This window comes from Aquibaculum sediminis (assembly GCF_040712085.1).
Taxonomy (GTDB): domain Bacteria; phylum Pseudomonadota; class Alphaproteobacteria; order Kiloniellales; family DSM-21159; genus Aquibaculum; species Aquibaculum sediminis.
Window position 1 is genome coordinate 178,570 of record NZ_JBFCVK010000001.1, and the last position, 13,787, is coordinate 192,356.

Sequence of the window (13,787 nt, forward strand, 5' to 3'; positions counted from 1 at the left end):
CGCCGCGGGCTCAGGCCGCTGCCTCCTCACCGTAGCTTGGCGCGTCGGCTCGGCCTAAGGCCGCCTCAATCGCCAGCGACATCGCCAGCAACTTCATCTCGTCACCGGCGGGGCACATGAGTTGGAAGCCGATCGGCAGTTGGTCCGCGCGCCGCGGCAGCGGGATTGTCGTGGCGCAGAGCTGCAGGTAGTTCCCGGGCTGCGTGTTGCGTGTCATGCTGAGCGCGAAAGCCAGCCCGGTGGCCGGATCTGCGAGGTCCGCAACCGGCAAGGCCGCCGAAGCCGTTGTGGGGCTGACCCAGCCATCAAGCCCATTGAATCGTGTGGCGGCCCTTCTGATGCTCTGCGCGCGCCGGTTCTCCAGCGCAAGAAGATCCACCGCATTCGCTTCCATAGCGCTTTCGATACGCAGCGCGATCACCGGATCGATAAGATGCCTGTTGGCCTGAAAACGCTCACGCCCAAGGCTGGCAAGCAGGCTGACCGGCAGGGAAACAGGAAAATACTGTTCCCGCTCCGGCGCCTCCGGGATCTCCACGCCTTCAAAGACCGCACCGCGTTCGCCGAGCTTGCTCAGAGCCGTCTCCGTGGCCTCGGCAACCTCAGGGGCCAGTTCGTCAAAGAAGTAGTTCGCCGGCCGTCCAAGCTTCAGTGCTCCCAGACGTGCCGGCTCGGGAAGCCGACAAAGCGACTCCGGCAGAGCGAGGGCACAGTTGATGGCGGCAAAGGCTACCGCCGCATCCTGTGCCGAGCGGGTGAGTAAACCCAGGGTGTCCAGATGCGGCGCCAGCGCCAGGCACCCTTCGTTCGGCCAGGTGCCGAATGTCGTTTTCAGTCCGAAGACCCCGTTGAGAGCCGCCGGCACCCTCACTGAACCGCCGGTGTCGGACCCGATCGCAAAGGCACAGAGACCGGCAGCAGCTGCGACGCCCGAGCCCGAACTGGATCCGCCCGGCAGGCGGTGAGTCTCCCTGTCCCAGGCGTTCCAAGGCGTGCCCCGGCCGTCGGAAACCCCGGTGATGCCCAAGGCGAACTCGACCATCACGGTCTTGCCCAGAATGACACAGCCGGCCCGCTTCAGTGCGCGCACGAAAGGACCTTCCTTCTGGCCGGTCAGGTCCTGCAGTTCCATCCGCGAGCCGCCCGTGGTCGGCATCCCATCCACCACCATCAGATCCTTGACGGCGATTGGCACGCCCATGAGCGGCCCTAGGTCCACACCCGCTTCCCGCAAGTGATCCATGGCCCGCGCCGTCTTCAACGCCTGGTTTTCAGCCACATACTCATAGGCGCCCAGTTTTCGATCGAGGACAGCGATACGCCCGAGGTAAGCGCGCGTCACCTCCTCCGAGGTAATCTCGCCGCGGCGAAAGGTCTCGGCAAAGCCCGTAAGTCCAAGTGGCAGAATGGGATCCGTTGGCAGCCCCTTCATAGAACACCCTTTCAAATGACTTTAGTTGCAGTAGCTTGACAGACTGTGACGGCTCTGTTTGTCTTTTTTTCACTCCTAATCTTCTGAAGAACAAGGATAGACTGACCCTAGGAAAAACTGGTTGCAACATCAGCACTCGAATGGTCACGCAGGGAGGTAATCCGGTGAAAAAAATGATATTTGCAGCGCTTGCTGCTCCTCTGGCGGGTCTTGCCCTACCGGCAGCCGCGCAGGTCGAGATCGGTGTAGTGAATAGCCTTTCCGGAAACTTCTCCACTTTTGGAGAGCGTTATCGCACCGGCATGGAGGTGGCGCTCGAGGAGATCAATGCCAACGGCGGCATCAACGGCGAGGAATTGCAGCTAATCGTGCAGGATGACCGCTCCGAGGCGCAGAGCGCGTTGGCCGCGGTCGAGGGCCTCGAGAACCGGGATGTTCCACTGATAATCGGGTCCTACGCCTCCTCGATCACCGGTCCGATGGCTCAACTGATGAGTCGCCAAGAAATCCCCCTGATCGTACTGGGCAGCGCCGATAACTCGATCACCAAGCCCGGCTCGCCTTGGGTTTTCCGCGCCAAGCACAACTCCACCATCGTGGCCCAAACCTATTTTGATTACTTCGACTATCTACGTGACCAGCATGGCGAGGACGAGCTACAGACTGTCGCCATGCTCTACGGCAATGCTGCCTGGCCGGTTTCGCTCGCCGAAACCGGGGTTGAGTTGGCGGAAGAGCGCGGATACGAGGTGCTGGACGAGCAATCCTACGACCAGGGTACCAGCGATTTCCGTCCGATCCTGAACAATTTCCGTTCCATGGAGCCGGATATCCTCTACGTGGTCGCCTACGCTGAGGACGGCGTGGCCATTACACGGCAGATGCGTGAAGTCGGACTCAACGCCAAGGTGATCGCGATAGACACCGCCGCGGCGCTGCCCAACTTTGTCGAACAAGTGGACGATTCCGCAGACTACGTGGCCACGGTAGTGAGCTGGAGCAAGGACGTTCAGTATCCGGGTGTGGAGGACCTAACCGACCGACTGCGCGAGGCTGCTGGTTCGGAACCTTCCTTCTATGAGGCTGAGGGTTATCTCGCTCTAATGGTCGCGGCCGATGCGCTGCGCCGCGCCGAGTCCCTGGATCGTGAAGCAGTCCGCGAGGCTCTGAAGGCCACCGATTTCGAGACGGCGGTAACAACGGTCACCTTCGATGATTTTGACGGTTTCCAGAACCAGAACCCCATCCGCAGTCTGATACTGCAGATTCAGGAAGGCGAACACGTTACCGTCTTCCCCGAAGACCTAGCCGCCGAAAGCCCGCTCTACCCGGCCCCGTCCTGGGACGAACGGTAAGGGTGACGTTTTTCCCCCCTTAGGCGAGGCTCTTGCCGCGCCAGGGGGGGAAACGTGTCTAGAAAAGCGGAGCGATGGCTGATCTGGTATCACTTCTGCAGAACCTATCGAACGGCGTCCTGATCGGCGGCGTCTACGCCATGATCGGCGTTGGCCTGACGCTGATCTTCGGCGTCATGCGGACCATCAACTTCGCCCACGGCGATTTCGTGGTCCTGGGCATGTACATCGCCTTCGCCTTCAACATGATGTTGGGCTGGGACCCCTACCTGTCGCTGCTGGTGGCAATGCCTGCCGGCTTCCTGTTCGGGCTGCTGATCGAAAGAGTGATCCTGGCGCCGATCGTGGACCAGCCCCACGAAACTTCTCTCCTGGCAACACTGGGCATCTCACTGATCATCGGCAACACGCTGCTACTCACATTCGGCGGCGAGTCCAAGTCGGTGCATGTCAGCTACGCTTCGATGACTCTCCCCCTCGGCAGCGTCCGCCTCTCGCTCATTCTGCTGCTGGCCGGCGTGGTGACGGGGATCGTAATCGGCACGCTCTATTATCTACTGCACCGAACGGAGTTCGGGCGCGCCATTCGCGCAACTGCTGAGAATCGCTTGGGGGCGGAACTGGTCGGTATCAACACGCGCCGGATCCAGGGAGCTGTCTTTGGGCTGGGGACAATGCTGGCCGTAACGGCGGGCGTCGCCCTCATTCCGCTGTTGTTTGCGACGCCTACCGCGACCGGTCCCATCCTCACGCTCAAGGCTTTCGTGGTCATCGTTCTGGGCGGTCTCGGGCGGGTTGGCGCCGCGGTCGCCGGAGGGCTGCTGCTGGGCGTGGTTGAGGTAATGGGTGCCGCCTACATCTCCTCCTCCTACCGTGATGCTTACGGCCTGCTCGTGTTCCTGATCATTCTGCTGTTCAAGCCAGAAGGGCTGTTTGGACGCTCGGTGAAACGCGTATGATTCGACACCTGATCGGACTGCTGGTGCTATTGGGAGCCGGCCTGGTTTATCCCTCGGTCCTGCCCGGCGCGCTGACCGTGGGGATCACCATCCTGCTCTTCGCCGGCTGGGCCACGGCTTGGGACCTCCTGGGTGGATGGGCCGGGCAAGTAAGCCTTGGGCACGCTGCCTTCGTCGGGATCGGCGCATACTTCGTCGCCATCGGTGCCACCGACTACGCGCTTGCGCCCTGGTGGTCAGTCCTGCTCGCAATCGGCGCAGCCATGGCGTTGGCCTTCATCTGGGGCGGCCTGACCTTTCGCCTGCACGGCCCCTACTTCACCCTGTCTACCATTGCGATTGCCGAGGTTCTGCGACTGATCGCGATCAATGAGAAGTGGCTGACGGGCGGTGCGACCGGCGTCTTCATCGCCACCCTGCCCTCACCCTTCGGCATCGACCTCTTCGCGCGCGAAACGCAGTACTACCTTGCGCTCGCCTTTGCGTTGGGTGTGCTGGCAACGGTCATCGGGATCTCCCGCAGCCGCTTCGGTTACCAGCTCCGAGCCGTGCGTGAGGACGAAAGCGCCGCCATGGCGGCGGGGATCGACCCGACGCGGACAAAACTGAAGGCGTTCATTCTCTCCAGCGGTCTGACGGCGATCGGCGGTGGCATCTACGGCATGATGCTGTCCTTCCTGGAGCCGCACATCCTTTTCTTCCTGCTGCTGTCCGTGCAGATCGCCCTCACCGCCATCATCGGCGGTCGCGGCACGATCTGGGGGCCGCTCGTGGGCGCCGTTCTGATCGTCAGTGCCGGCGAGATCTTCCGCACGACCTTTGCCGAAGCCAACCTCTTGATTTACGGCGTGCTCATCCTCCTGGTGATCCTCTTCCTGCCCAGCGGCATCATCGGTGAGGTCAACCGCCGCCTCGTACGGAGTCGCTATGCCAGACGCGCTCAAGGCTGAGGGAATAACGGTCCGCTTCGGTGGCGTGGTGGCGGTCGACGACGTCTCCCTGTCCCTCAAGCCGAAGGAAATCCTGGGCCTGATCGGCCCGAACGGGGCGGGCAAGACAACGCTGTTCAATGCCGTTACCGGCTTTGTACCCATGGAAGCCGGTCGCATCACCTTCTTCGGCGAGGATGTCACCGCCGATCCCCCCTTCCGTCGTGCGGCGCGCGGCATGGGACGCACTTTTCAGACGGAACGGCCTTTCGAAGAGCTGACGGTGCTGGAGAACGTGCTGGTTGCGGCCTTCCTGAAGCAGCCGCGCCGGCGCGAGGCCGAGGCGCACGCCATGGCCATGCTGGAGCGCGTCGGCCTGGCCGACCGCAGCGAGCAGCCTGCCCTGGACCTGAACCTTGCGCGGCGCCGCCGCCTCGAACTGGCGAAGGCGCTGGCACTGCAGCCGCGGGTCCTGTTTCTCGACGAGGTGATGGCGGGGCTCAACCCGCCTGCCCTGCGGGAAATGATCGGACTGGTCCGGACCTTGAGCGACGAGGGCTTGGCGATCTTGATGGTGGAGCACATCATGGAGGCGATCATCGAGCTGTCCCACCACGTCATCGTACTGGCGAACGGCCGGAAGATCTCCGAGGGTACGCCCCAGGAGGTCACCAGCGACCCGCAGGTCATCGAAGCCTATCTGGGGACCGATTGATGCCGCAGCCGATCCTGAGCGTCGAGAAGGTCGACTTGGGCTATGGCAACCTCACGGTCGTCTTCGACTTGTCCCTGCATGTCGATCAAGGGGAGCTGGTGGGGCTGGTCGGCGGCAATGGCAGCGGCAAATCGACCGTGCTACGTGCCATCTCCGGCATGATCCGGCCCAGGAGCGGACGCATTCTCTTCGATGGGGAAGAGGTCTCGGGGGCCAAGCCGCACCAGATGGCGGAGCGCGGCCTCGCTCACGTTCCCATGGGCCGCCAACTCTTTCCCAACATGAGCGTGCTCGAGAACCTGATGCTGGGCGCCTACCTGCCCAAAGCCAGGGCCAAGCGCGATGCCCAACTGGAGCATGTCTACAGCCTCTTCCCGGACTTGGCTGCGCATGCGAAGGCGCCGGCGGGCGCACTGTCCGGCGGTCAGCAGCAGATGGTGGCCATCGGCCGGGCCCTGATGCTAGGCCCCAAGATGCTGATCATGGACGAGCCCAGTCTCGGGCTGTCGCCGATCCTCGTGAAGGAGGTCATGGGATCCATCCGACGCGTGGCGCAGACCGGCCTGCCGATCCTGCTCGTGGAACAGAACGTAAAGCAGGTCCTGGCGGTCAGCGACCGAGCCTACGTGCTGGAGAATGGCCGACAGGTGCTCGACGGCCCCGCCGCGGAGCTGCAGGGCCACCCGATGATCAAGAAGGCTTACCTGGGGCTGTAGCGGAAGGCGGAGGCAGGGTTGCGCCCTGCTGCGGAGATGGGCGTTTTCTTTATGCGCTCGATGGTGACGCACTCGACTGCGATCTTTCTGATCACGCCGCAGACCCAGGTGGCTGCCCTCTCCGAAGGACCGTGGCGCGACCAAGCACGCGGCGGCCTTCTCGGTCTGCGTCATGGCCACCCTGATCGGCGCGCTGGTGCTGGTGCCGCTGGGGATACGGCCGGCGGGCCGAGGGATGAGGCTGCTGCGGTAGAGGGGACTGCATGCTAAGCGCAGCGGCTGATTTGCGCCCCAAGTCGGTCGTTCCGAATCAAACTTCAGCGCACTAAAAGCCGCCATTGTTTGTTTTTAATGCTGGTGATGTGCACTATTCAAAGCAGACCGTATCGACCAGTGTTGGGATTGCCCGTGAACACTGTCAGAGCCACCTGCTCTTTGATGCGCTCGGGCGGATGCTGGTTCTCAATGATGATGACTTGGCTCTCCTGACCGTGGTGCTCGATGAGGTAGTCGTAAAAGCGCTCTTTCAGGTCAGTACCTCTTAGAGCGATTTCTTCGTCACCTTCAGGTTTGAAGTAGGCGAGCAATGGGGAGTCGAGAACAACGAAACCAGGATGGGATAGCCCGTTCAACTGGCAGTATTCCAGTAAAGCGATACTAACTGCAGCATGAGTAATCGCTCGAAGGCCTTTACCGCGGCTCGATCTTGGTTTTCCATCGATAACGAAATCGGACGATTCCTTGTCGTAATGCACATGGCATTGGCCGGGGAAATGCCACTCCTTCAATATCCCGGAGACCTTTGAGGAGAACGCGTGTGCAACGGACTCTGGTATACCGGTCGTCACTTCCGAACTTGGGGACCCAAGATCGTCGTCTTCTTCCAGAACGCCAGTCCTTCTGGCGACGAGCTTGTCGTATCTCGCAAACAGATCAGCAGCCTTCTGGCTACTTGAGCGCTCCTCTATGAGCGCCGAGAAGGAAGCCCGAGCTTCGGTAACGTCAGGCCCAACGGAGTACTGGATTTCTTCATTCAGCGCATCGTACTCGGCTTCAACGCTCTTCAAAAACTCCCCGAGTTCTTCGGATTCGGCCTTCAAATCCGAGACAGTCGAGCCAAGTTCCGCCTGAAGGCGCTCAATCTTTTCGATTTCGGCTTTTGACGCCGCGACGACGGCCTCGGCATCACCGTCGCATGTCTCGTCGAGGTGCTGCGCGTCAGGGTCTGCGCCGCAAAGAGGACAAGCCACCTGCTCGACGTGGGCAAACATCGAGCCGCTCTCTTGAATGGCCGTCAGTCTCTTGAGATCGACATCATAGTGGTCGGCAAGCAACCTGAAGCGGGCGAGAAGATCGCTGATTTCATCCAGCCTGTCCAAAGTTTCCTGATTTTTCTCGAATAGTTCTCGGCGTTTACCTACAAGCTCGTCGAGGGCTTTCTGTGAAGCAGAAAGCTCTTTGCGTCGGGATTCAATTGAGCGTTCCAGCCTTTCGAGTTGCTCTTCCAGCTCTTCCCTATCTTCGCCGAGGTCTTCGATCTCTGTCTGTAGGTCAGAGAGAAGGTCCTCAATAAGTGCGATTTGGCGGGTATTGTCGCGAGACTGACCGGGGTCAGGCACAACTGAAGAGTCGTCGATACCAGTCAAAAGCAGTTTGATCGTGGCGATCTCGGAGGTCTTGGTCGTGTACTGACCGCTCCAGAAGGGCGAGCCGGTCTGCTGGATTTCGCCTTCTTGGACGATGACGAGCCGCGCAAGGTTCCTGAAGCTCAGGCTCTGGGTTGTACCTTTGGCCTTGCTCTTGAGGATACGCTTTCCGAGGAGCCCAATCTTGTCGAGGAGATACCCTGACAGGTTGTCTTTTTTATCGTGCGCGTGGTTCTGTTTGAGCGTTGTGGGCTTGGCCTCATCGCCTTCGCTCAGATCAAACAGCTGAAAACTACCGCCTGACGTCGAGCGCTGCAATTTGAACTCTTCGTCTCCGATTACCGCCAGGCAAAGTCTGAGTTGATCATACTTTGCTCGTTCCGGAATCTCCTCCAGAAAAGAACCGCCCAACATGAAGTCGATCGAGTCGGCCAGAAACGATTTTCCTGTATCGGAAGCACCGCAAATCACATTGACGCCCGACTCGAAATCCAGCTTCGCCGCGGCCGTCGGACCGCGGAAGCGGATGCTTCGAAGTTGGAGATAGCTATCGCTCATGCGCCATCTCCAAGCTGCTGGACGGACTGGAACTGGCTAGCCCAGCGCGCGAAGAACTGATGTGTGAATCGGCGCACCTCATCCGTCGGCATGTCGGCGAAGCAATGCACGGCCCATACAGCGCGCTCTTTCAGGTTTACAGAATATTCGTCGCTCAAGGAGGCGATGAAGGGAGCGGCGGTCTCACCGGCTATGTAGGTGAACCCTTCTTGTGCAGGTAATCTTCGAACGAGGGCACGGCTCATCATCAAAATCAGGCCCTTTTCAATCAGGCCACGGCGAACAAGCAGCTCCCCGGCACGAAGGGGCAATGGGGCATGTAGGCTTTCCGGGCCTCCAGCGTCACCTGAGTGCACCACCAGATAGTCCATCTCAACCAAACGCTGAAGATCGAACGCCGCGGGAAAGGCGGCATGCAAGATCGCCAGCGACCGGACGCCGGTCTCCAGCGGGCTGTTGAATGGTGTAGGTCTGTGATCGCTATCCATCGTCCGGCACCCACGTCAATCGATCTTCGTTGGCTAACTGATGACAGATTCCCTGGCAGTCCTGCTTCTTGGTCACAGACGAGAGTGGGTTTGCCATGAGTGAGAGCGCTGCTGCCTGCGTAAGCGTTGCGCGCATCCTTTCCAGCCCGTCCTGATGATGTGACTCGCAGATATCGATGACCCCATGGCAAACCTCATCTTGTAGCGCCGCGAATGTTCCCTCTGGCACGGTGTCACGCGCGAAATTGCGCAGCGACTCGGCATGGTAGAAGCGCTCTCGTTGTCTAAGGAAGTCGCGCTTTATCGGAAAATGGGCGTCGAGTGCAACCGGGTCGTTCATGGGTATCCCCAACTGATCACCATAGGCGTCAAGGAGCTGTCTAATGTAACGGCTTTCTGTTTCCGCAGGGGTCGCTGGCGGCTTGTCTGGGTCCGGACGTGGCGGCAATCCTCCACCGAACCGGATGGCGTGATAGCCAGTCGTGCTATGGCCCTCGATGAGTTCGACATGAGACTTTGAGGTAAAGGTGCTGAAGTCAAAAGCCTCGAAGTAAGTTTCGAGAGCGCCAGTAAGGGGAATCTCTTGGGTCGAAGTGATCCCCTTCTCGCAGTGCTTTGCCCAGTGTTCACGCGCCTTGGCCTTCAGCGTATCTGGTTTGTTGAGAAGTTGTTCGAGGGACGTACCGATACCCTGCGAGGCCACGAAAAAGTGCTGCCTTGACGGGCGATACTCCCTTTTGAACGAGTAGTAGACGACCTTCCCTATCTCCGCCCAGACGTCGCTAGGACGCAGGGGATGATCATAGCGCTTGCATTGGTAGTTGTCCCAAACGCCCTGAAAACCACCCTCGGACGTAAACCCCGCAATATCGACACCAAGATCGCCCGATGCACCGAAACGCCTGACTTTGGCGTATGCACCCGACAGGCTCGTCGACCACTCTTCGATGAAGTCTTCCCAGTCGTCGGGACTGAAGGTGCGGATGCGCATGACCTTGGGGATCGGCACACCGCTGCTCACATGCTCCGGCGATGCCGAGCATGTTGCAGGTTTGGGCTTAATCTCCTTGAGTTCGTCGTCCCTAATCAAGCGCTTTGCTCTTTGATTTTAGATGGACCACTGTCTTCGGCCCCGCGAGTAGATTGAACATCAATTTCTTTGGCCATAATCTTCTCGAATACCGCGTTCTTGGTGGCGGAAAGGAGTCTTAGTCCTTCTGTCGCGGCGGGCAGAAGCAACCTCTTTGCATTTCCCAGAGGTCTCTACCACAAGTGCAGCCTGTAGACCGCCCCAGCCTGCTGGCACTTTTTTTCAAACAACAATTGAGGCCAGAGACGAAATCGCGATAGTATGAGCGAAGGTCAGCTTCTCGCCTTCCGCCTCGGAAAGCTGCCATTCCCCTTCCAGCCCCCGTGCCACCTAACGCTGGTGCTGTGCCGATCCTGGCCTCGACTAGGCGAAACCACTGGCGCCCGCGCCCGCCGTCGAGCAGAATCAGCCCGTCCGGGCGGCAGCCGTCCTCGGCGCCACCGTTCCGGCAGAAGACGACCTCGGTGTAGCAGTCGAGAGCGGCGCGGCTGCCGATCCGCTGGCCGAGCTGGCCCAGCATCAGCTTCGCGAATGGCGGCACGGCGAGCAGCGTCGCCAGCAGGATCGAGGCGGCACGCGCCTCACGGTTGCTGTCGGCCGCGACCGGGATCAGCCGTGCCTGCTCGCCCCCTTCCAAGAACGACGGCCTGTCCATGTTCCTTCCTCCCCTTGCGGCCAGTCTCGCGGCGCGGGTGGAGGATCGCAACCATAAAAGGATATAACTCGCGGTGACGGTCCGTTCAGCGGGTTGGCCTTGCCTCCTTGCCTGCAAAGCACCTTAACCGCCAGCACGACTGCCCGTCCGTTTGGAGGCCGGCAGCCTGCGCTGCCAGGCACAGGCTGCCAGGAAGTCGCTCTACCCCCCGAAGCGGTTCCCGGCCGGAAAGCCGCGGGGCGCCATGCGGCCGGCGCTGGCCCGTCGGCCCAGCCATTCGCTGAGATCGCTTTCCGTGCGAGTCCGTCCGCCCGCTGCGGCCCATGACAAGCCGTCCGCCAGGCGCAGGCCTCGTGCATCGGACAGGCCACCGTCCTTGTAGCGCTGCAGCATCACGCCGCGTCCGCGCGCCATTTCCGGCAGCTCGGTCATGGGGAACACCAGCAGCTTGCGGTTCTCACCCACCACGGCCACGTGATCGTCCTCGGGCGTCAGGCGGCGGCAGACGGCCGCCTCGCCGCCCTTGCCGGGATTGAGCACCTGCTTGCCGTTCTTGGTCTGGGCCAGCACATCGTCCTCGGCGACCACGAAGCCCCGGCCATCGCTGGAGGCCAGCAGCAGCCGGGCGCCAGGGCTGTGCACCAGCAGCGCGACCACATCCTGATCGTTGGGCAGATCGACCATCAAGCGCACGGGCTCGCCGAAACCGCGCCCGCCGGGCAGCTTGTCGGCCGGCAGCGTGTAGAAGCGCCCGTTGGTGGCAAAGAGCAGGATCTTGTCGGTGGTCTGGGCCTTCAGAGCGAAGCGGCCGCGGTCCCCGTCCTTGTGCTTGGCGTCGGAAACGTCGTCGTGGTGGCCCTTCAGCGCCCGAATCCAGCCCTTCTCGGACAGCAACACCGTGATGGGTTCGCGCTCGATCACGGCCTCCAGGGGCACGACGACCTCGGCCGGCGGCTCTGAGAGCTGCGTGCGGCGACGGCCCAAGGCGGTCTCGGGGCCGAACTCCTCGCGCAGCGTTTCCATCTCCTGGCGCAACACCCGAAGGCGGCGCGGCTCATCGGCCAGCAGGGCTTTCAGATCCTCCTGCTCCTCGCTGAGACGGGTGTGCTCCCGGCGCAGCTCCATCTCCTCCAGCTTGCGCAACGAGCGCAGACGCATGTTGAGGATAGCCTCGGCCTGCGCATCGTTGAGCTCGAAGGCCTGCATCAACTCGGCCTTGGGCTCGTCCTCCTCCCGGATGATGCGAATGACCTCGTCGAGATTGAGAAAGGCGACGATGTAGCCTTCGAGCACTTCCAGCCGGCGACCAATCTGCTCCAGGCGATTGCGGGTGCGCCGCAGCAAGACCTCGTGACGGTGATCGAGATAGGCACGCAGGACCGTCGGCAGGCTCATGACGCGGGGGGTGTTGTCCGCGTCCAGCACGTTCATGTTGAGCGGAATCCGCACTTCCAGATCGCTCTGCCGGAAGAGGGACTCCATCAGCACGGCGGGATCGACATTGCGGCTGCGCGGCTCCAGCACCAGGCGCACCTCATCGGTCGACTCGTCACGCACGTCGCCCAGAAGCACGAGCTTGCGGGCAAGCAGCAGATCAGCAATCCGTTCCACCAGGCGCGACTTTGCCACCTGATAGGGAACCTCGGTGACGATGATCTGGTACTGCCCACCCTTCAGCTGTTCGACCTCCCAGCGCGCGCGCAGCCGGAACGAACCGCGGCCGGTGCTGTAGGCCTCCAGCATCGAGGCCCGGGGTTCGACCAGTTCCCCGCCGGTGGGGAAATCGGGGCCCGGCATGTGCTGCAGCAGGGTGGCCGTTTCGCTCTCCGGGTGGTCAATCAGATGGATCAGCGCGTTGCTAATCTCCGCGACATTGTGCGGGGGAATGGCCGTGGCCATGCCCACGGCAATACCTTGCGAGCCGTTGGCCAGCAGATTCGGGAAGGCGGCCGGCAACACAACCGGTTCTTCCGCCTCGCCGTCATAGGTCGACCGGAAGTCGATGGTGTCCTCGTCGATGCCTTGCAGCAACCGGGACGCAACGGCGGTCAGGCGCGCCTCCGTGTAACGCATGGCAGCCGCGTTATCGCCATCGATGTTGCCGAAGTTGCCCTGGCCGTCGATCAGGGGGTAGCGAAGCGAAAAGTCCTGCGCCAGGCGCACCAGCGCATCGTAGATCGACTGGTCCCCGTGCGGATGGAACTTACCGATTACGTCACCGACGACGCGGGCGGCCTTCTTGTACGGACCGCCCGGATCGAGTCGGAGTTGGCGCATCGCAAAGAGCAGCCGCCGATGAACCGGCTTCAAGCCGTCCCGTACATCCGGCAGGGAACGGGACATGATGGTGGAAAGGGCATAGGCGAGATAACGATCCGAGAGCGCCTCGACGAGACGCACTTCCCGCACACTTCCGGTTTCCGAGGGCGCTTGCGAACTCATGGATTCCCCTTCGCTGTTCGCGAGATACAGTAGGAGTCGGGCCCGGCCTTCACAAGCCGTTGTGCTCGGAACCCTCGGGTGGTTGCTGCTCGAAACGCCTTGCCAGGCGCTCTCTGGCCGCGGGCAAGGGCCGATCCTGAGGATGAAAGACGTGCTTCTCCAGGAAATGCGCCGTGAGGTGCAGGCCCTGGGCCACCTCCAGCGGCCCACCGCCTCCACGCCCGATGAGGAATCCGGGCAGCGGCAACAGCCGCTCCTTGTAAGGCTCCCCGGCGGCCAGGGAGACTGCCCTGCCCGTGCGCGGTGAAACGTAGGCCAATTGGTTATTGTCGCCGCCCGCGGCACACTGCGCGAGGTCAAGACCGAAACCCAGCGCCCGCAGCATCAGCACTTCCCACTGCACATAGCTCTCGGCCCAAGCACTGTCGCGCAAGGCCGCGAGCAGCGCGGCAAAGCCGTCAAAGGCGCCCGGCTGGGCTTCGCGTTCCGGCAAGGCCGCTTCCGCTATGGCTGCAGCGGAGGAGAGCGCATCCAGGCGCGACGCGTCGGCGAGAAAGTGCGCAGCATGCGCCTCGGTGAGTTCCAGCGTCAGCGTGCCAAGGTGATCGGCGAGGCGCGCCCGCCAGGAAGCTGCCACGCCATTACCCGGCTGCAGTACGGGGCGTTGGCGCCTGCCCTGCCCTCCCGGCAACAGCCCAGCGTGGCGCCCGTGCTCACGGGTGAGAAGCTGTACCACGGCGGCCGTTTCGCCATGCGGCCGGGCAGCCAGCACAAAGGCTTCATCGCGCCATTCAATCACGTT

The 13,787-nt window shown here is 61.8% G+C and carries 12 protein-coding genes; 5 read left to right on the forward strand and 7 right to left on the reverse strand.

The annotated features are described in order from the left end of the window. Positions 1-10: 10 nt before the first annotated feature. Complete coding sequence (locus ABZ720_RS00850; RefSeq protein ID WP_366552818.1) at positions 11-1,432, reverse strand: amidase; 1,422 nt, start codon at positions 1,430-1,432, stop codon at positions 11-13. A 140-nt stretch (positions 1,433-1,572) separates the two neighbouring features. Between ABZ720_RS00850 and ABZ720_RS00855 the strand changes: the two genes are divergently transcribed. The 5 genes from ABZ720_RS00855 (at position 1,573) to ABZ720_RS00875 (ending at position 6,106) form a co-directional block, all read left to right on the forward strand. After that, positions 1,573-2,787, forward strand: coding sequence for an ABC transporter substrate-binding protein (locus tag ABZ720_RS00855; protein ID WP_366552820.1), 1,215 nt, complete (start codon positions 1,573-1,575; stop codon positions 2,785-2,787). A gap of 74 nt (positions 2,788-2,861) precedes the next feature. Continuing rightward, the gene (locus ABZ720_RS00860) at positions 2,862-3,746 is read left to right on the forward strand and encodes a branched-chain amino acid ABC transporter permease (protein ID WP_366552822.1); all 885 of its coding nucleotides are present in this window, start codon (positions 2,862-2,864) and stop codon (positions 3,744-3,746) included. Next, a complete protein-coding gene (locus tag ABZ720_RS00865; protein WP_366552824.1) occupies positions 3,743-4,696 on the forward strand; it encodes a branched-chain amino acid ABC transporter permease in 954 nt (317 codons plus the stop codon). The genes ABZ720_RS00860 and ABZ720_RS00865 overlap by 4 nt, the downstream gene beginning before the upstream one ends. Further along, positions 4,674-5,390, forward strand: coding sequence for an ABC transporter ATP-binding protein (locus ABZ720_RS00870; protein ID WP_366552826.1), 717 nt, complete (start codon positions 4,674-4,676; stop codon positions 5,388-5,390). Before ABZ720_RS00865 ends, ABZ720_RS00870 begins: the two co-directional genes overlap by 23 nt. Next, a complete protein-coding gene (locus ABZ720_RS00875; RefSeq protein WP_366552828.1) occupies positions 5,390-6,106 on the forward strand; it encodes an ABC transporter ATP-binding protein in 717 nt (238 codons plus the stop codon). Before ABZ720_RS00870 ends, ABZ720_RS00875 begins: the two co-directional genes overlap by 1 nt. 371 nt (positions 6,107-6,477) lie before the next feature. On the opposite strand, the gene ABZ720_RS00880 is transcribed toward ABZ720_RS00875, so the two are convergent. The 6 genes from ABZ720_RS00880 to recO form a co-directional block, all read right to left on the reverse strand. After that, a complete protein-coding gene (locus ABZ720_RS00880; protein WP_366552830.1) occupies positions 6,478-8,310 on the reverse strand; it encodes a hypothetical protein in 1,833 nt (610 codons plus the stop codon). Next, entirely contained in the window at positions 8,307-8,798 is a 492-nt protein-coding gene (locus ABZ720_RS00885; RefSeq protein ID WP_366552832.1) for an ABC-three component system middle component 2, read from the reverse strand. Before ABZ720_RS00885 ends, ABZ720_RS00880 begins: the two co-directional genes overlap by 4 nt. After that, a complete protein-coding gene (locus ABZ720_RS00890) occupies positions 8,791-9,888 on the reverse strand; it encodes an ABC-three component system protein (protein ID WP_366552834.1) in 1,098 nt (365 codons plus the stop codon). The genes ABZ720_RS00885 and ABZ720_RS00890 overlap by 8 nt, the downstream gene beginning before the upstream one ends. Before the next feature lie 118 nt (positions 9,889-10,006). Continuing rightward, positions 10,007-10,543, reverse strand: a complete 537-nt coding sequence (locus ABZ720_RS00895; RefSeq protein ID WP_366552836.1) for a hypothetical protein — start codon at positions 10,541-10,543, stop codon at positions 10,007-10,009. A 201-nt stretch (positions 10,544-10,744) separates the two neighbouring features. Beyond that, a complete protein-coding gene (parC, locus tag ABZ720_RS00900) occupies positions 10,745-12,985 on the reverse strand; it encodes a DNA topoisomerase IV subunit A (protein WP_366552838.1) in 2,241 nt (746 codons plus the stop codon). Between the two features lie 49 nt (positions 12,986-13,034). Next, positions 13,035-13,784, reverse strand: a complete 750-nt coding sequence (gene recO / locus ABZ720_RS00905; protein ID WP_366552840.1) for a DNA repair protein RecO — start codon at positions 13,782-13,784, stop codon at positions 13,035-13,037. Between the last annotated feature and the right edge of the window lie 3 nt (positions 13,785-13,787).